The organism is Microbacterium sp. AC145 (genome assembly GCF_979258505.1).
Genome location: NZ_OZ409859.1, coordinates 3,130,831 through 3,147,446 on the forward strand (window position 1 = coordinate 3,130,831; position 16,616 = coordinate 3,147,446).

Annotated in this window: 19 protein-coding genes; 15 read left to right on the forward strand and 4 right to left on the reverse strand. The window is 68.4% G+C overall.

All coding sequences use genetic code 11. The features are described 5' to 3' along the window. Nucleotides 1-45: 45 nt before the first annotated feature. Both ACZZZN_RS15005 and ACZZZN_RS15010 read right to left on the reverse strand, forming a co-directional pair. Entirely contained in the window at nucleotides 46-1,155 is a 1,110-nt protein-coding gene (locus ACZZZN_RS15005) for a lactonase family protein (RefSeq protein ID WP_463505944.1), read from the reverse strand. 7 nt (nucleotides 1,156-1,162) lie between these two features. Further along, entirely contained in the window at nucleotides 1,163-2,449 is a 1,287-nt protein-coding gene (locus ACZZZN_RS15010; RefSeq protein WP_463505945.1) for an adenylosuccinate synthase, read from the reverse strand. Nucleotides 2,450-2,766: 317 nt separating this feature from the next. On the opposite strand from ACZZZN_RS15010, the gene ACZZZN_RS15015 reads away from it, so the two are divergent. The 14 genes from ACZZZN_RS15015 (at nucleotide 2,767) to ACZZZN_RS15080 (ending at nucleotide 14,270) form a co-directional block, all read left to right on the forward strand. Next, nucleotides 2,767-3,699, forward strand: a complete 933-nt coding sequence (locus ACZZZN_RS15015; protein ID WP_463505946.1) for a DMT family transporter — start codon at nucleotides 2,767-2,769, stop codon at nucleotides 3,697-3,699. Nucleotides 3,700-4,019: 320 nt separating this feature from the next. Beyond that, nucleotides 4,020-4,757 (forward strand): Pr6Pr family membrane protein, encoded by a 738-nt coding sequence (locus ACZZZN_RS15020; protein WP_463505947.1) that lies wholly within the window; start codon nucleotides 4,020-4,022, stop codon nucleotides 4,755-4,757. Nucleotides 4,758-5,235: 478 nt separating this feature from the next. Then, on the forward strand, nucleotides 5,236-6,201 hold the full coding sequence (locus ACZZZN_RS15025; RefSeq protein ID WP_463506603.1) for an AAA family ATPase: 966 nt from the start codon (nucleotides 5,236-5,238) through the stop codon (nucleotides 6,199-6,201). A 7-nt stretch (nucleotides 6,202-6,208) separates the two neighbouring features. Then, on the forward strand, nucleotides 6,209-7,096 hold the full coding sequence (locus ACZZZN_RS15030; protein WP_463505948.1) for a DUF58 domain-containing protein: 888 nt from the start codon (nucleotides 6,209-6,211) through the stop codon (nucleotides 7,094-7,096). Next, entirely contained in the window at nucleotides 7,083-7,574 is a 492-nt protein-coding gene (locus ACZZZN_RS15035) for a hypothetical protein (RefSeq protein WP_463505949.1), read from the forward strand. The genes ACZZZN_RS15030 and ACZZZN_RS15035 overlap by 14 nt, the downstream gene beginning before the upstream one ends. Further along, complete coding sequence (locus ACZZZN_RS15040) at nucleotides 7,565-8,551, forward strand: VWA domain-containing protein (RefSeq protein WP_463505950.1); 987 nt, start codon at nucleotides 7,565-7,567, stop codon at nucleotides 8,549-8,551. The genes ACZZZN_RS15035 and ACZZZN_RS15040 overlap by 10 nt, the downstream gene beginning before the upstream one ends. After that, nucleotides 8,548-9,612: a VWA domain-containing protein gene (locus ACZZZN_RS15045; protein WP_463505951.1), complete on the forward strand. Its 1,065-nt coding sequence runs from the start codon at nucleotides 8,548-8,550 to the stop codon at nucleotides 9,610-9,612. Before ACZZZN_RS15040 ends, ACZZZN_RS15045 begins: the two co-directional genes overlap by 4 nt. Continuing rightward, a complete protein-coding gene (locus ACZZZN_RS15050; protein WP_463505952.1) occupies nucleotides 9,609-10,472 on the forward strand; it encodes a hypothetical protein in 864 nt (287 codons plus the stop codon). The genes ACZZZN_RS15045 and ACZZZN_RS15050 overlap by 4 nt, the downstream gene beginning before the upstream one ends. Beyond that, nucleotides 10,466-11,575, forward strand: a complete 1,110-nt coding sequence (locus tag ACZZZN_RS15055) for a hypothetical protein (protein ID WP_463505953.1) — start codon at nucleotides 10,466-10,468, stop codon at nucleotides 11,573-11,575. The genes ACZZZN_RS15050 and ACZZZN_RS15055 overlap by 7 nt, the downstream gene beginning before the upstream one ends. Before the next feature lie 69 nt (nucleotides 11,576-11,644). Beyond that, nucleotides 11,645-11,935, forward strand: a complete 291-nt coding sequence (locus ACZZZN_RS15060; protein WP_463505954.1) for a WXG100 family type VII secretion target — start codon at nucleotides 11,645-11,647, stop codon at nucleotides 11,933-11,935. Next, on the forward strand, nucleotides 11,932-12,453 hold the full coding sequence (locus ACZZZN_RS15065; RefSeq protein ID WP_463505955.1) for a hypothetical protein: 522 nt from the start codon (nucleotides 11,932-11,934) through the stop codon (nucleotides 12,451-12,453). The genes ACZZZN_RS15060 and ACZZZN_RS15065 overlap by 4 nt, the downstream gene beginning before the upstream one ends. 8 nt (nucleotides 12,454-12,461) lie before the next feature. Beyond that, the gene (locus tag ACZZZN_RS15070) at nucleotides 12,462-12,785 is read left to right on the forward strand and encodes a hypothetical protein (protein ID WP_463505956.1); all 324 of its coding nucleotides are present in this window, start codon (nucleotides 12,462-12,464) and stop codon (nucleotides 12,783-12,785) included. Next, the gene (locus ACZZZN_RS15075; protein WP_463505957.1) at nucleotides 12,782-13,582 is read left to right on the forward strand and encodes a hypothetical protein; all 801 of its coding nucleotides are present in this window, start codon (nucleotides 12,782-12,784) and stop codon (nucleotides 13,580-13,582) included. Before ACZZZN_RS15070 ends, ACZZZN_RS15075 begins: the two co-directional genes overlap by 4 nt. A 7-nt stretch (nucleotides 13,583-13,589) precedes the next feature. Continuing rightward, a complete protein-coding gene (locus ACZZZN_RS15080) occupies nucleotides 13,590-14,270 on the forward strand; it encodes a hypothetical protein (RefSeq protein ID WP_463505958.1) in 681 nt (226 codons plus the stop codon). A 39-nt stretch (nucleotides 14,271-14,309) separates the two neighbouring features. On the opposite strand, the gene ACZZZN_RS15085 is transcribed toward ACZZZN_RS15080, so the two are convergent. Together ACZZZN_RS15085 and ACZZZN_RS15090 are read right to left on the reverse strand one after the other, a co-directional pair. Then, complete coding sequence (locus tag ACZZZN_RS15085) at nucleotides 14,310-15,014, reverse strand: ZIP family metal transporter (protein WP_463505959.1); 705 nt, start codon at nucleotides 15,012-15,014, stop codon at nucleotides 14,310-14,312. A gap of 188 nt (nucleotides 15,015-15,202) precedes the next feature. Continuing rightward, complete coding sequence (locus ACZZZN_RS15090; protein ID WP_463505960.1) at nucleotides 15,203-15,994, reverse strand: NAD(P)H-dependent oxidoreductase; 792 nt, start codon at nucleotides 15,992-15,994, stop codon at nucleotides 15,203-15,205. 170 nt (nucleotides 15,995-16,164) lie between these two features. On the opposite strand from ACZZZN_RS15090, the gene ACZZZN_RS15095 reads away from it, so the two are divergent. Continuing rightward, complete coding sequence (locus ACZZZN_RS15095) at nucleotides 16,165-16,569, forward strand: winged helix-turn-helix transcriptional regulator (RefSeq protein ID WP_463505961.1); 405 nt, start codon at nucleotides 16,165-16,167, stop codon at nucleotides 16,567-16,569. The last annotated feature ends 47 nt before the right edge of the window (nucleotides 16,570-16,616 follow it).

The window sequence follows — 16,616 nt, forward strand, 5'->3', positions numbered from 1 at the left end:
AACCTCAACAATGGTTGAGGTCAAGCGGCAGCTTCTTGTGCGAACTCAGCGCACGAGCAGGAAGCTCGTCGGGGTCGGCGCCGGCGCCTGATGGCGGATGCCGAGCGGTGCCCCCGTGCGCTCGTCGAGGTCGAGCAGGGCGATCGTGTCGGAGCGCTGCCCCGCGACGAGCAGCTTGCCCTCGTGCACCAGGTGATGGCGGGGCCAGTCGACGCCCGAGTCGGCCAACGCGAACGGCTCGAGACGCTCGCCACCGCCCTGCACCCGCAGCGCCGCGATCGTGTTGCTGCCACGCAGCGCGGTGTAGAGGAACTGTCCGTCGCGCGTGCGCGCGAGCTCGGCAGGGAAGTCGGTGCCCACCTCGGCGATCGGGCTCGTGAGCACCGAACCGACGACCGCCCAGGTGCCGTCACGACCGGCGGCGAGGGTGAACACCTCGCACGAGTACTCGGTGACGACGTGCAGATGTCCGCTGGGGTGCACGACCATGTGTCGGGGCCCCGTGCCCATCGGCAACGTGATCTCGTGGTCGAGGACCAGGCCACTCGCGCCCTGGCGCCAGATGCGCACGAGGTCGAAGCCGAGATCGGTCGTCGCGATGCGCCCGTCCGGCAGGAACGCGGCGGCATGCGCGTGCGAGACGCGCTCGTCACCGCCGGCCGTGCGCGAGCCCGCATAGGGGTCGGATGCCGCCGCGGCGACGCCCACCGGAGCAGCAGCCTCGAGAGGTTCGCCGAGCAGGGCCGCGCGCAGTTCGGCGGCCTTGTTCACCGCATCCGGCACCAATCGTCCCTGCGGATCGATCCCGATGCGCACGACCCGGCCGTCGCCGTAGCAGCTCGCGATCAGGAAGTCGCCGCGCGGGGCGACGGCGACGTGGCAGACGTTCTCGCCCGCCTCGACCGGCTCGCCGAGGGGCCGCAGGGTCGACTCGCCGGAGCGGACGAACGCCTGCACCGCGGCATCCCCCTCGAGCGCCGCGTAGACGACGTCGAGCGTGGGATGCTGCGCGAGCCATGACGGCGAGGGGGTCTGCGTGACCGCCCCGCGGTAGGACAGCGAGGTCTGCCGGTCGGAGTCGCCGACGAGCAGGCCGATGCCGTCGGCCGAACCGTCCATCGCCGAGCCGTAGCCCCCGAGCCAGAACCGTGTCACGGCGCGCTCAGTCGAGCAGGTCGTGGCGCACGACGACCTGGTCGCGCTCCGGGCCCACGCCGATCACCGAGATGCGCGTGTTGCTCATGCCCTCGAGCGCCAGCACGTAGTCCTGCGCGTTCTTCGGCAGGTCCTCGAACGTCCGGGCGGTCGAGATGTCCTCCGACCAGCCGGGGAAGTTCTCGAGGATCGGCGTCGCGTGGTGGAAGTCGGTCTGGTTGACCGGCACCTCGTCGAAGCGCTCGCCGTCGACGTCGTAGGCGACGCACACGGGGATCTGCTCGAGCCCCGTCAGGATGTCGAGCTTGGTGAGCACCAGGTCGGTGATGCCGTTGACGCGCGTCGCGTAGCGGGTGATGGGGGCGTCGTACCAGCCGACGCGGCGCGGGCGGCCGGTGGTGGTGCCGAACTCGAAGCCGCGCGAGCGCAGCCAGTCGCCCTTCTCGTCGAAGAGCTCGGTCGGGAAGGGGCCCGAACCCACACGGGTCGTGTAGGCCTTGACGATGCCGACGATGCGGTCGAGTGCGCCGGGGCCCACTCCCGAGCCGGATGCCGCACCGGCAGCGGTCGCGGTCGACGACGTCACGAACGGGTAGGTGCCGTGGTCGATGTCGAGCATGGTCGCCTGGCCGCCCTCGAACACGACGACCTCGCCGCGGTCGAGCGCCTCGGAGATGAGATACCCGGTGTCTGCGACCATCGGGCGCAGGCGCTCGGCGTACGAGAGCAGCTCCTCGACGATCTCGTCGACCGTCACGGCGCGACGGTTGAAGACCTTGACCAGCAGGTGGTTCTTCTGGTCGAGAGCGCCCTCGACCTTCTGGCGCAGGATGTTCTCGTCGAAGAGGTCCTGCACGCGGATGCCGACGCGGTTGATCTTGTCGGCATAGGCCGGACCGATGCCTCGACCCGTCGTGCCGATGTTGCGCTTGCCGAGGAAGCGCTCGGTGACCTTGTCGAGCGTGCGGTGGTAGGCGGTGATGAGGTGGGCGTTGGCGCTCACCTTGAGGCGGGAGACGTCGATGCCCCGGGCGCCGAGGGCCTCGAGCTCGTGGAACAGCACCTCGAGGTCGATCACGACGCCGTTGCCGATGACCGGCGTGACTCCGGGCGACAGGATGCCGGAGGGCAACAGATGCAGCGCGTACTTCTCGTTGCCGACCACGACGGTGTGACCGGCGTTGTTGCCGCCGTTGAACTTGACGACCCAGTCGGTGCGCTCGCCGAGCAGGTCGGTGGCCTTGCCCTTGCCCTCATCGCCCCACTGGACGCCGACGATAACGATTCCTGGCATGGGTATCCCCCTTGCTTTCACCGGGTTTGCACCGGCTGATGAGCTGGCCCTCTTCGGGCGACTCCATCCTACCGAAGGGTTGTTTCCCGGCCTTCGTGGTTGTGGGGGGCGGCGGCGGGGTTCGACCGGCGCGATGCGCACGCCTGCAGGACCGATGCACGAATGCAGGAAGAGAGCACTGATTTCGTCCTGCATCCGTGCCTGCATCCTGCAGATGCACGGCTGAAGCGGAGTCGACGGACGACTGGCGGAAAAGCATCGGATGCTGTCGCTCCGACCGATCGACCGATGTCGGTGGCCGGTGCGACCATTGGAGGATGCCGAAGACCGGTCGCGTGCGCCGCGACGACAGCCTCAATCCCGGAAAGCCCCGAACCCAGGGACCGCTCGTGCTCGTCGCCGCCCTCGTGACGGTCGTGCTGTGGGCGTCGGCGTTCATCGGCATCCGCGGTGCGGGTCCGCACTTCGACCCCGGCGCCCTGGCGCTGCTGCGCATGGCGGTGGGCAGCGCCGCACTCGCGATCATCGCGGTGCGACACGGCATCCGTCTGCCCGAGCGTCGCCACTGGTGGCTCGTCGCGGTGTGGGGCGTCGGCTGGTTCTGCGTCTACAACCTCGCCCTCAATGCCGCCGAGCGCACTCTCGACGCGGGCACGGCGGCGATGGTCGTCAACCTCGCGCCGCTCATGGTGGTGGTCTTCAGCGGACTGTTCCTGCGCGAGGGGTTCCCGAAGCCGCTTCTGATCGGGGCCCCGATCGCCTTCCTCGGCGTGGTGCTGATCGGCATGAACTCGTCGACGAGCGAGGGCCCCGACATCACCGGGCTGCTGCTCGCGTTGCTCGCGGCCGTGATGTACGCCGGATGCACGCTGCTGCAGAAGCATCTCCTCAGCGCCGGATCCGACGCGACGACCCTGACGTTCCTCGGTGCCGTCGCGGGCACCGTCGCGCTGCTCCCCTGGACGGGCAGTCTGATCGGTGCGCTGCAGACGGCACCACTCGACTCGACCCTGTGGGTCGTATATCTCGGCATCTTCCCGACGGCGATCGCCTTCACGACGTGGGCATACGTGCTGCAGCGCAGCACTGCCGGGCAGACGTCGGCCACGACCTACGTCGTGCCGGCGATCGCGATCCTGATGTCGTGGGCGATCCTCGGCGAGGTTCCGACGCTGCTCATGTTCGTCGGCGGCGCACTCTGCCTGCTCGGAGTGCTGGTCACCCGGATGCGGTGGCGCCGACGCACCTGATCGTCGGCGCGGCCCGGGCGTAGCGTCCGTTGCGCGTCCGTCGCGCGTCCGTCGCGCGTCCGTCGCGCGTCCGTCGAGCTTCCGTCGCGCGTCCGTCGCTGTCGGCTCTGCCGTCGGCGCGCCCGATGCTCCGCGCGCGATCCGTGCGGGGCCAGTAACGCAGCGCACATGGGCCTTTCGGATGCAGAACTGACCCCGCACCGGACTTCGGATGCAGAAGTGACCCCGCACCCGCCCAGCGAGATACCTGCTCGACATATCGGTATTTCGGTCTAGCGTTCGAGAGGATCCCGACCGATAAAGTGTGCGCGGAGGCGAATATGACGACCTGGTGGCCCTACGCACGGCTCGCAGCAGCGGTGCTCGCACTGGCGGCGATCGTCGCGCAGCTCTCCCGCAGCATCGAGAACGCGCTGGTCGCCACCACCGAGTGGGGTCAGCACCTGCCCACGGTGGCCGCGAACTTCCTCAGCTTCTTCACGATCCTCTCGAACCTGCTCGCCGCGATCGTGCTGATCATCGCCGCGATCTGGGCGCTGCGACACCGTCGCGACAGCGAACCCGAGCCGAACTGGCTCGCCGTGCTGCTGGCATGCGCGAGCACGTACATGATCGTCACCGGCATCGTGTACAACACCCTGCTGCGCGGCGTCGCACTTCCCCAGGGAGTGACCGTGCCGTGGTCGAACGAGGTGCTGCACGTCGTCATCCCGCTGTTCCTGCTCGTGGACCTGCTGTTCGCCCCTCGTCGACGCGCGCTTCGCTGGAGCGCCGTCGCCCTCACGACGATCTTCCCGATCGTGTGGGTCGTCTACACGCTCGTGCGAGCGAACCTCATCATCGCCCCGGCCACCGGCAACCCGTGGTGGTACCCATACCCGTTCCTGGATCCGCACCTGGTGCCGGGCGGCTACCTCGGCGTCTCGGGGTACATCGTCGGCATCGCGATCGCCATCATCGGCGTCGCCTGCTTCGTGGTCTGGATCGGGCGCCGGCGCGGAGCATCCGTCGCACCGTCCTCCCGTGTCGCGAAGGACTTCTCTCGCTCCGAAGGCTGATCTGCGCGGCAGCCTCCTTCGCAGCAAGAGTTCTCCTTCGCACGCGGTGCAGCTCGCGGCGACCTCCACCTGCACGCTCAGATCACGGATGCATGCTCGAACGACGGTTCTGGGCATGCATCCGTCATCCGGACCTGCATCCGCATCGGACCTGCATCCGCATCGGATGTCGTCATCCGTATCGACCTGCGGGGATTAGTACCCACCTCCAGGCCGGATCGGTGAGACCGGATGCGGTTACGCTGGTCGACGGGGGATCGTCGACGCGTCCCCGTGGGAACGAGGAGACACACCGATGAACGAGCCCTACGCGCCCGGCCCCTCCGCAGGTTCGACGCCGCCTCCTCCGCCGGCGCCCTCCGCGCAGGCCGTCCCCCCGGCTCCGCCGTCCCCCGCGACCCGGGCCGAGGCCTCCGCCGGATCCTCCACCCCGGCCCCCTCTGCATCGAAGAATTCCGCAGCTCCCACCGACTCCGAGATGCGTCGCGCGAGCGAGGTGCTGAAGACCGTCTCCGACGCCTACTCCGCGAAGATGGTCGGCCAGGAGCGCCTGCGCACCAGCCTGCTGATCTCGCTGATCGCGGGCGGCCACATCCTGCTCGAGAGCGTCCCGGGGCTCGCGAAGACCACCGCTGCGAGCACCCTGGCCGACACGGTCAAGGCGCAGTTCAAGCGCATCCAGTGCACGCCCGACCTGCTGCCCAGCGACATCACCGGCAACCAGATCTACGACGCCGCGACCGGATCGTTCCGCACGGTGCTCGGCCCGGTGCACGCCAACTTCGTGCTGCTCGACGAGATCAACCGATCGAGCGCCAAGACCCAGAGCGCCATGCTCGAGGCGATGCAGGAGCACCAGACCACGATCGGCGGCGAGGTGCATCACCTGCCGAAGCCGTTCCTGGTGATCGCGACGCAGAACCCCATCGAGCAGGAGGGCACGTACGAACTGCCCGAGGCGCAGATGGACCGCTTCCTGCTCAAGGAGATCGTCGAGTACCCGAGCCCCGCCGAGGAGTTCGAGATCCTCGGCCGCATCGACTCCGGCGTGCTCGACCCCGACCGCCATGTCTCGAGCGCCATCACGCTCGACGACGTGCATCTGCTGCAGGACGTCGCGAGCCGGGTGTACGTCGACCCCGCGATCCGCAACTACATCGTGTCGATCGCCTACGTCACCCGCAATCCCGCGCCCTACATCGGCGACGAGCGCGCGCGCTACATCAAGTACGGCGCGAGCCCCCGTGCGAGCATCGCGTTCCTGCAGGCATCGCGCGCTCTGGCGCTGCTGAACGGTCGCGCGCACGTGCTGCCCGAGGACATCCGCTCGCTCCGCCACCTCGTGCTGCGCCACCGCGTGCTGCTGACGTTCGAGGCCGACGCCGAGGGCATCCGCAGCGAGGAGATCATCGACCAGATCTTCGCGTCGGTGCCGACACCCTGACCTCCCCATGCCCAGCCTGATCACCCAGGTGAAGAGCAAGCTCTTCATCCACTCGTCGCACAAGTCGATGCACGCGCTCGACGGCGCCTACGCGTCGCTGCTGCACGGGCGCAGCCTCGACTTCGAAGACCTGCGCAAGTACGAGTACGGCGATCAGGTGCGCGACATCGACTGGCGCGCCACGGCGCGATTGGGCACCCCGCTCGTCAAACGGCATCGTGCGATGCGGATGCACACGGTGCTGTTCGTCGTGGACACGGGACGCTCGATGTCGGCGCTCGCACACGACGAGAGGTCGAAGAAAGACCTCGCGGTGCTCGCGACCGGTGCTCTCGGTGTGCTCGCGCTGCGGCACGGCGACGACTTCTCTCTCGTGCACGGCGACGCCGACGGCGTGCGCCGCCGCGCACCGGGCCGCAGTGAGGGCGCCCTCGAGCACGCGCTGCGCACGATCGATCGGGCCATCGATTCGAGTACCGCGCCGAGTGACCGCGATGCGCTGCTGTCATACGTCACACGCACCATCTCGCGGCGCATGATCGTCGTCGTGGTCACCGACGAGGCCCCGATCACGACCGAGACCGAGCGGATGCTGCGCCGACTGCGCGTGCAGCACGACGTGGTGTGGCTCACTCTGCGCGACGCCGATCCGGTGCTCGACCACACGACGAAGAAGATCCGCGCCGACGTGGACAGCCTCTGGGAGGTGCCCGACTTCGCACAGGGCGACCTCGACATCGTGGGCGAGCTCGTGGCCCAGGCGCAGGCCGATGCGGCGCGCCTGGCAGAGCTGCTCACGCGCATGGAGATCAGCCACGGCGTGCTCACCGGTCAGGACGACGCCGTCTCGCAACTGCTGCAGCTGCTCGCCCGGAGGTCTCATGCCCGGCTCTGACGAGCTCTACCCGCCGGCCCAGTACGGCTGGGGCTGGATCCTGCTCGCGATCGGCGTGCTGCTGCTGCTGATCGCGGCCGCCTGGATCGTGACGCTGCTCACGCGACCGCGCCGCGACCTGACTCTCACCGACGGGCAGCAGGCACCGGTGCTGCAGACGACCGACGTGCTCTCGCAGCTGCGCGTGGAGTATCTGCAGAGCATCCAGCGCATCGAAGACGACTACCGTGCGCGTTCGCTGTCGGCCCGCAACGCCAACCTCGAGCTGAGTCGCGTCGTGCGCACGTTCGTCAACGAGTACAGCGGGCTCGAGGCGCCTGTGCTCGCGCTCGACGATCTCGTCGCCCGCGGCGTGCACCCGGCCCTGATCGACGCGATGCAGCGGCATTACTACCCGAGCATCTTCCGCCAGGGACCGTCGATCGATCCGCTCGCCGGGGCGGAAGCAGCCAGAGCGGTGGTGCGCTCATGGCACTAGCGAACTGGTGGATGCTGCTCGTCGCCGCCGGCATCGTGGTCGTCGCCGTGGCGATCGGCCTCGTGCTCGGGCTGCGTCGCACCGCCCGCACCGACGCCCACGAGCAGGCGCGCATCGCGCGCGCCGAGCGGGTACGCGCACTTCCGTCTTTCCGCACCGCGCTGAATCGTCGGATCGTCGCCCTCTGCGGCATCCTGCTGCTCGGCGTGATCGCGACGGTCTCGGCCGGGGTGGTGGCTGCGCGACCGATGTCGTCGCAGACGATCCAGCCCGTCGACACCAGCCGCGACATCATGCTGTGCCTCGACGTGTCCGGCTCGATGACCGAGGTCGACGTCGAAGTGCTGACCGTGTTCGAGGAGCTGCTCAAGGAGTTCGAGGGCGAGCGCATCGGGCTGACGATCTTCAACAGCTCGCCGGTGCAGATCTTCCCCCTCACCGACGACTACCCGTTCGTCCGCGAGCACCTGCAGAGCATCAGGGAGAGCTTCGACTTCGTCGAGCAGACCCCCGAGCACTGGGTGGGCACCATGAACGGCAACGGCGCCTCGCTCATCGGCGACGGTCTCGCGGCATGCGCTCTCGCCTTCGACCACCCCGACGACGAGCGCTCGCGGTCGATCATCTTCGCGACCGACAACGAGATCAACGGCGCGTCGATCGTGACCCTGCAGGAGGCCGCGGCCTACGCGAAATCGGTCGGCGTGCGCGTTTTCAGCCTGAACCCCGTGCAGGGCAAGGACGCCGAGGTCAGCGCCGAGCTCGCCGAGGCTGCCGAGACCACCGGCGGCACGGCTTACGGTCTACGCGACACGACCACCGTCGAAGACATCGTCGCCCAGGTGCAGGAGCAGGAGGCCACCGCCCTCCAGGGTCAGGCGCAGGTCGTCTGGACCGACAGCCCGAACCTCTGGATCGTCGTGCTCATGGTGTCGACCCTGGCCTTCGTGGTCGTGCTGTGGAGGGTGAGACTGTGATCTTCCAGCCCGTGCTCAACGTCTTCCTCCTCGCGCTGCTCTTCACCCCGATCGCCGCGCTCGCCGTGCTCGCTCTCGTGAAGGCACCCACCACCGGCTCCGGCACCAGGGCAGGCGCGCGAGCGCTGTGGGCGATGCGCCTCGTGATGCTGCTCGCGTGCTTCGTCATGCTGCTCCGCCCCGGCATCCCCGGCGGCACCACGCAGACCCTGGCGACCGACACCGACATCGTGCTGGTCGTCGACACCACCGCGAGCATCGTCGCCGAGGACTGGGCCGACGGCGAGCCCCGCCTCGACGGAGTGCGGGCCGACGTGCAGAAGATCGTCGACGAGTATCCGGGGGCACGATTCGCCCTGATCACGTTCGACGCGTCGGCCGACGTGCGGATGCCGCTGACCACCGACACCACCTCGCTGGTCTCGTCGCTCGAGGTGCTGCGCCCCGAGGTCACGAGCCGCTCGCGCGGCAGCTCGATCGGGATCGCCGCAGAGCAGCTGCACGAGACACTCTCGAATGCCGCAGCGAACTCGGAGGACCGCTCGCGCATGGTCTTCTACTTCGGCGACGGCGAGCAGACGGCGCTGTCACCCCCCGAGGCTTTCGACGACAGCGCTCCCTTCACCGACTCCGGTGCCGTGTTCGGCTACGGCACCGCCGAGGGCGGACCGATGAAGCTCACCTCCGGGTCATTCGACGCGGCCGAGGGCGAGGGGTACATCGAGTACCAGGGCTCGAATGCGATGTCGGTCATCGATGAGGCGAACCTGCAGACGATCGCGGGCGAACTGGGGGTCGAGTACCAGCACCGCACCGCCGATACCGAACCGACGCTGCCCGAGGCACCGTCGACCACCGTCGCCTACTCCGACTCGGGCGAGGTCGGCAACGTGACCGAGCTGTACTGGATCGCTGCTCTCGTCATGGCCGCCCTGCTCGGCGTCGAGCTCGCGCGCGCCACCATGCTCGTGGCACGGCTCCGCCGGCTCCGGGTCGGTTCCCGCCCGAGCGCTCGCGCGGGCAGCGGTGCCGGAACGACGACCACGGGAGGGTCCGCATGACGTCTCCACCGCCTCCCCCCGGCGCGCAGCTTCCTCCCGGGGCACCCACGCCCCCCGATGTCCCGGCTCCCGCAGACGTACAGTCGCCCGCCGCGCCGCAGACCCCGGCCGAGCTCCGGGCCGCCGCCGCGGCGGCGCTGCTCGCGTCGAATCGGCGCCGCCGCCGCATCCGCCTGTGGATCGGACTCGGCACGCTGCCCCTCACCCTCGCCGCCCTGCTCTTCGTCGGCAAGCTGCTCAGCATGTATGCCTTCGCGCACCAGTCGATCAGCGCGTACGTCGCCGACGATTACGCCGGAGCCGAGTCCGCAGCTCGTGGGCAGGAGTTCCTCAACTGGTTCGAGCCGTACAAGGCGCCGTTCAACGTGGGCACCGCTCTCGCCGGGGCTGAGAAGCTCCCGGAATCGCGGGAGAAGTTCGAGGAGTCGCTGAGTCTCGCGACCGGCCTCGAGGTCTGCGGCGTGCGCATCAACCTCGCGATCGTGATCGAACGCATGGGCGACGCGGCCCGCGCCGACGGAGACGGCGCGGGCGCCGCGGAGCTCTACGGGGAGGCGCTGACCGTGACGGCCGAGATGCCCGAGGAATGCAACAGCGACGAGGCGCAGGAGCAGTCGTCCGACCCCGACCGTGACATGCAGCAGACCAGGGAAGACCTCGAAGACCGCCTGAAGCAGAAGCAGCAGGAAGAGGAGCAGACTCCGCCCGAGGAGCCGCAGGAGGAGCAGGAACAGCAGCAGGACCAGCCCTCGGATCAGAAGATCGAGGATCTGCAGGATCAGCTCGAGCAGGGCACGCAGGAACGCGACCAGCGCGACGGCGACGACGGCGGCGGCTCGGGAACGGACAAGCCATGGTGATGGATCACGAGAAGCAGCGGGCACGCTACGTCGCCGGCAGCGAGGGCGCACCCCCCGTTCCTCCTCCCGGTGGCTACCGCAACGCGCGGCGGCCGTCGGGTCCTGTGCTGCCCTCGCCCGCCGTCCCCGGCCTCACGGCGACCGCCTCGGCCGAGCCGTCTCGGAAGTCCGCGAACACCCTCGGGTGGATCGCGCTGGTCACCGGCATCCTGTTCGCGGTCATCCTGCTGGTCACCCTCGCGGCGGGTGGCACCGATGCCCTGTACGGGGTCACGATGCTGACGCTGCAACTGGTCGTCGTCGCCGTCATCGTCGGCGCCCTGTTCTCGGCGCGCGCGCGGAGATTCGCCGCGATCGCCCTCGCCGTCACTGTCGTGTTCAACGTCGCCACCGTCGGCGGCATCGGCGCCGTGCGCACCTCGGCCACGGGCAGCTACGACGGCATGAAGAGCGACGAGCAGAAGCACGAAGAGGCCTACCCCGGCATCAAGGACCAGAACCCTCGGGATGCTCTCGACCAGCAGTCTCTCGAAGAGGTGCGCGCCGCCGCCGATGCGCTGTTCGCCGATGTCCGCGACAGGGTCACCGACGAGTTCGGCTACGAATGGGTGCAGGTCGGCGAGGAGGATCTGCGGCCCGAGCGCAACGGCTACGGCGGCGAATCGATGCTCATCGAGTACACGTCGGTCGGCTGGGCGACCTCGGAGCCGATCCACGACTACGCCGTGAAGCTGCAGGTCATGGATCTGATCGACGACGTCATCGCCGAGCACGGCCTGTCGTACCTCTATTCGTTCAACGACGAGTACTCGGGCATCGAACCGGCCATGAAGCAGAAGCTCTACGGCAGCGAAGACCCCCGGCTGCAGCACACCTGGGAGTACTACGCCGAGAACTACCCCGAGCCGATGCGCTTCTACGCGAACATCTTCGACCTCGCGAACGACCCGACCGGGGACTTCCGTACGGCGAGAGAAGCGCAGAACGCCCGCACCGGCGAGCCGCTCGAGGGCCTGCAGATGGTCGTCATCGCGAGCGGACTCCTCAGCGACGCCGATCGCGCGGAGTTCGAGCAGAGACTGCAGGAGTATCCGGGGTTCTAGAGGGTCAGAATGCTCGGGAGACGACAATTTCCCCTGGCGATATTCTGCAGCCTCGGTAGACTCGGGCGCATGAGTCCCGTGAAGTCTTACGACCCGGGGCGCATACGGGGGGCAGCTGCCGCGGTGCATGACGCCAATAGCGGTATCGCTGACGCCTTGGATGCGCTCGATGCAGAAGTGTCCACACTCCGAGCGGCGTGGAGCGGTGAAGCCTCCGACGCATACGACCGGGCCCAGGCCCAGTGGTCGGCCCGTCTCGCAGAGATGAACCGCATCCTGGCCCTCGCATCGAGCGCAGCCGCGAACAGCGCCGAGCGTTACGCCCAGGGGCGATCGAAGATCGAGGCGAGGTGGGCATGACCGGCGCCGACCAGCCGTCACTCCTCGAACGCATGCAGCTGCTGCAGGAGCAGAGCGCGTCCCTGCAGGATCAGTTGCGCCAGACGCAGACGGATGTGGAACGCGAGTTCGCGCGGTACGTCCCGCCGAACCCTGTGCACGTCACCGTGTCACTCGACGACGTCGGGTTCCCGGTGGGTCTCGAGGTCGTCGGCCCCGAGCAGGACCGCACTGCCGCGGTCTACACGTCAGCCATCAGCTCAGCGTTCCAGCTCGCTCAGGCAACCGGTCCTGCGCCACCGATCGAGGCATCGACCGCGATCATCGACGCGATCACCTCGGGCGAGGAACTCCCCGCCACGACGATCTCCGACGACTTCGGACAGTTCTCGGTGACGGCGTCCTTCGGCTCGGTGCGCGGAGTCGAGGCGAAGGATCATTGGGTGCAGTCCTGCACCGACCAGCTGATCGCGGAGGAGATCCTCCGCGTCGCCCAGCACGCAGCGAAGGCGTCGGACGCCTTCCACCGATTCGAGTAGGGGGAGACATGGCAGATTACGACGAGGAAGCACTGCGCGAGGACGCGAACGGCTCCTGGCAGCCGTGGAGTCTGGAGCTGCAGACGTGGGGCGAGACCATCGACGGCATCGCAGTGGACAGGCCGGCGTTCTCCGTCGCTCCCGGATCCGACGAGCTGTTCGGCGCTTTCACCACCGCACTGAGCTCGGTGCGCACCTATGTGGGCGAGGGTGAAGAGGTCTTCGAGGGCATCGCCCGCGCCCTGCTCGACTCCGCCATCGAGTACATGGAGATGGAAGGCTACGCGGCCGATGAGATCGCCCGCGTCGAGCGGGAGATGGCAGCTCTATGAGTTACGTCGATGTCCTGCGCGAACAGATCGTCAACCAGCTCGACGACGCCGAGGTTCGCGTGAACGACGCGATCCGCGTCGCGCCGGGCCTCATCCGCAGAGCCGTGGAAGCGGCGGCCAACCACTACCTGGGCACCATCGCCGTGCTGATCCCCGATCAGGCGATCGACTGGCTCGCCGAGCAGATCACCACGGCAGCGATCTCTGCTCTGCAGGACTGCCTCGTGAGGATCGCGGTCCTGCGCGAGGCCGCCGCATACCTCGGCAGTCCCGACGAACTGCGGGCCGTCGCCGAGAAGCTCGGCGACATCGGTGGCTTCGCATCGGCGATGGACATCAACAAGGATGCTCTCGACGGCCTCATGTCGTGGGACGACGGTGAGCCGACGCGGCGCTACGAGGTCGCGATCGAGAACCAGATCGATGACCTGGCCAAGATCGCACCGGCGATGAGCTCGATCAAGGATGTCCTGCGCACGCATGCCGACGACATCGAGAACTACTACCTTCAGCTGCTGGCTCTGGTCACGGGAGCGGTGGCAGCCATCCTCGGCGTCGTCACGGCCATCCTCAGCCTCATCGCGGGTGCGCTGACCTTCGCGTCCGGGGCCGGACCCGTGATCGGCATCATCGCGGCGGCTCTGTCGCTCGTCGGGGCCATGATCGGTGTCGTGGTGTCGGGCATCGCCGCCGTGCAGCTGTTCGTGACGTCGACACAGGGCGCGGCGAACAAGCTCGACGCGCTGCAGATCGACATGCTCGAATGGAGGAAGCCGTCCTTTGCGCAGATCGAGTAGGGCGCGCGTGCTGACGGCATCCGGACTGCTCGCGCTGGTGCCGCTCATACTGACGGGATGCGTCGGCGGGTCCGGCAGGCCGGAGCCGACCGAGGTCGTCTCGGAGTACCTCTCGGCGATCGCCGCGGGCGACGCGTCGACCGCGACGGCGCTCGATGCGGCCGCGGTCGCAGCGCAGCACGAGGGGTCGACGACAGAGGAGATCGGCGACTTCGAGACGCTGCGCACGGATGCGGTGCTCGGCGCAGCGGAGGGGCGCATCGACAGCGTCTCGGTCGAGCCCCGAGCCGCGGCCGTCGGTGGCGACCAGGATGTGCGCCGGGTGCTCTTCACCTATGAGCTCGACGGGAAAGAGACGAGTTCGTCGTTGCAGGTGAAGTGGGACGAGTCGTCGTCGACATGGGAGCTCACGCAGTCGCTCACGTTGTCGATGTCGATCGAGGCGGTGCAGAGCAAGGTCTCGCTGGAGCCCGCGCCGTTCCGCATCGCCGGCGTCGACGACGTGCTCGCGACCGATGCGCAGGAGGCCCCGCTCCTCTATCTCGTGTACCCCGGCGTGTATCGCATCACGTCAGAGATCCCGAAGGAGCTGCTCGTTCCGGGCACCGACACGGCGCAGACCGTGGTCGCCGCGATGCCCGGTGACGTCTTCGTGCAGTTCGACGTCACCGAGCTGCCCTCGAACTGACGGTTCCGGTCTCGGCTCGGTGCGCGGTGCCGAACGGAGTCAGGCGAGAGAGAGCCCTGCGGCGAGCGCGAAGCCGAGCACGGTGGCGAGTCCGGTGAGGTTCTTCGCCTTGCTCTGAGCATCCGGCACCATCGAGTCGACGAGCATGACGAGCAGCGCACCCGCCGCGAATCCGCCCGCCGCCGAGCGGAATGCGTCTCCGGTCACGCTCGCCAGACCGAAGCCGGCGATCGTCGCGAGCGCGCAGATCACCGCGATACCCGCCCAGAGCATCAGCACGCGCGACTTCGCCATACCGCCCTCGAGCAGGTCGGCGGCCGAGCCGATCGACTCGGGCAGGTTCGAGACCACGATCGCCACCACGAGGGCGATGCCCACGGGTTCGCCGGAAGCGAGGCCGATGCCCAGCACCAGCTGCTCGGGGATGCCGTCGAGCAGCGCCCCGAGAGCGAGTGGCGCTCCGGACCCCTGATCCTTCGACTTCGCCGCCCGCGCGTCGAGAACCCGGTCGGCGAGGTAGTAGGCCAGTGCGCCGATGACGACTCCGCCGACGAGGGGGATGGGACCGGCGAGAGCGAGCCCCTCCTCCCACAGCTCGAACGCGATCGAGGCCATGAGCGCGCCGGCGCCGAACCCCAGCACGATGCCGAGCCACCGCGGCGGCCAGGTGCGCAGTGTCGCAAGCACCGCTCCGACGAACAGGGGTGACGCCGCGACGACTCCCCACAGGATCGCTCCGCCCATGTGCCGCCTCCTCGAGTGACACTCTGCCACGCGGTGACTGGTCTCGTCTGCATCGCCGGCCCCGTCTCGCTGGGTGCCGAGATCCGGTCAACCGCCCCAGATCCGGAAGCGAAGGCATCCGACATCCGCTTCTCGTGCGGTTGACCGGATCTCGCGCGGACGCCGGATGCCGGGCCATGTTCGACCGTTCAGTCGGTCGGCACGCGATGGATGCCGAGGTCGGTGCGTCCCGGCAGCAGATCCGCTCGGAGTGCTCGGGTGCCGTGATAGTCGCCGTCGCGAAGCCTGCGATACGGGCTGCTCGGGGATTCGTCGCCGAGCCCGACGAGACGCTCGACCAGCCGCGCGCTCTCGAGATCGATGCCCGCCGCGTCCAGTCCGTCGGCATCGTGGACGACGTGCAGGTCGAGCGGCTCGATGCCCGTGTACCAGAGGGTGCCGTGAGTCAGCGGGAACAGCAGCGAGTCCAGATCGCCGCTGACGCCCCGCTCTCCGATCGAACGGTCGTCCTCCCCGGCAGTCACGATCACGAGGGCGCGGCACCCGGCGAGCGTGCCCTCGCCGTAGCGCAGGGGGAGACCGGTCTCGGGGTCTGAGGGGCCATACGCGAATCCGCTGGTGAGCACGCGGTCGAGCCACCCCTTGAGGATCGCCGGCGGTCCGTACCACCAGAGCGGGAACTGGAGCACGACGAGATCGGCGGCCGCGAGCTTGCGCTGCTCCTCGGTCACATCCTGGGGCAGCTGCCCCGCCGCATACGCCTCGTCCATCAGATCGACGACATTGCCCTCCCGCCCGAGAGGCTCGCCCAGGTCAGGAGCGGCGAGTACGGGGTCGAACCCCTGAGCGTAGAGATCCGAGATCTCGACGTCATGGTCACGCGAGAGCGCCTCGACTCCGTCGCGGAACAGCCGCGCATTGAAGGAGTTCTCCTGGGGATGGGCATAGATCCAGTGGACGGTCGGGCGTGATTCTGGCACGGATGGCCTTTCTCTTCAGTGGGAGACGGGGTGGCGAGCCGGGCGCCGCCACAGCGGTTCAAGACGGCCGCCGCTTCAGTCTCGTGGCTGGGTACACTTCAGACAAGTACGGTCATTCAGGGTACATAGTGACCATTTGGATACTATGACGGCGAACGGAAGGCGCATCCATGAGGGAGAAGACCGAACGCATCGTCAGGGAGTGGGGCGACGCGTGCGACGCAGAGGTGTCGATCGCCGTGCTCGGCGGAGCGTGGAAGCCCAGCATCCTGAGCCTTCTCGGCGAGCATGAGGTTCTGCGGTTCGGCGAGCTCAGCCGGCTGCTCGACGAGCCGACCGCTCGCGTGCTCACCCGCCAACTGCGCGAGCTCGAAGACGACGGTCTACTCGTCCGCACGGTCTATCGGCAGGTCCCACCCAAAGTCGAGTACCGATTGAGCGAGCTGGGTCGGGGATCGATGCCGCTCGTCCAGGCCCTGACCGACTGGGGTGGCGGATACGCGGCGCATCAGCGACGCGAACTCGACCGACTCGACGCCGAGCCCGAGCCCCTCGACGCCGCCGTCGTGGACTGACTCCCCACCCCGTCCGAAACAGCCGACACGCCGCCGATAGACTGGGA

Bases quoted from the DNA above. Each gene is read 5' to 3' on its own strand.
- ACZZZN_RS15010 (WP_463505945.1), bottom strand. From the start codon at position 2,449: ATGCCAGGAATCGTTATCGTCGGCGTCCAGTGGGGCGATGAGGGCAAG.
- ACZZZN_RS15015 (WP_463505946.1), top strand. From the start codon at position 2,767: ATGCCGAAGACCGGTCGCGTGCGCCGCGACGACAGCCTCAATCCCGGA.
- ACZZZN_RS15020 (WP_463505947.1), top strand. From the start codon at position 4,020: ATGACGACCTGGTGGCCCTACGCACGGCTCGCAGCAGCGGTGCTCGCA.
- ACZZZN_RS15025 (WP_463506603.1), top strand. From the start codon at position 5,236: ATGCGTCGCGCGAGCGAGGTGCTGAAGACCGTCTCCGACGCCTACTCC.
- ACZZZN_RS15030 (WP_463505948.1), top strand. From the start codon at position 6,209: ATGCCCAGCCTGATCACCCAGGTGAAGAGCAAGCTCTTCATCCACTCG.
- ACZZZN_RS15035 (WP_463505949.1), top strand. From the start codon at position 7,083: ATGCCCGGCTCTGACGAGCTCTACCCGCCGGCCCAGTACGGCTGGGGC.
- ACZZZN_RS15040 (WP_463505950.1), top strand. From the start codon at position 7,565: ATGGCACTAGCGAACTGGTGGATGCTGCTCGTCGCCGCCGGCATCGTG.
- ACZZZN_RS15050 (WP_463505952.1), top strand. From the start codon at position 9,609: ATGACGTCTCCACCGCCTCCCCCCGGCGCGCAGCTTCCTCCCGGGGCA.
- ACZZZN_RS15055 (WP_463505953.1), top strand. From the start codon at position 10,466: ATGGTGATGGATCACGAGAAGCAGCGGGCACGCTACGTCGCCGGCAGC.
- ACZZZN_RS15060 (WP_463505954.1), top strand. From the start codon at position 11,645: ATGAGTCCCGTGAAGTCTTACGACCCGGGGCGCATACGGGGGGCAGCT.
- ACZZZN_RS15065 (WP_463505955.1), top strand. From the start codon at position 11,932: ATGACCGGCGCCGACCAGCCGTCACTCCTCGAACGCATGCAGCTGCTG.
- ACZZZN_RS15070 (WP_463505956.1), top strand. From the start codon at position 12,462: ATGGCAGATTACGACGAGGAAGCACTGCGCGAGGACGCGAACGGCTCC.
- ACZZZN_RS15075 (WP_463505957.1), top strand. From the start codon at position 12,782: ATGAGTTACGTCGATGTCCTGCGCGAACAGATCGTCAACCAGCTCGAC.
- ACZZZN_RS15085 (WP_463505959.1), bottom strand. From the start codon at position 15,014: ATGGGCGGAGCGATCCTGTGGGGAGTCGTCGCGGCGTCACCCCTGTTC.
- ACZZZN_RS15095 (WP_463505961.1), top strand. From the start codon at position 16,165: ATGAGGGAGAAGACCGAACGCATCGTCAGGGAGTGGGGCGACGCGTGC.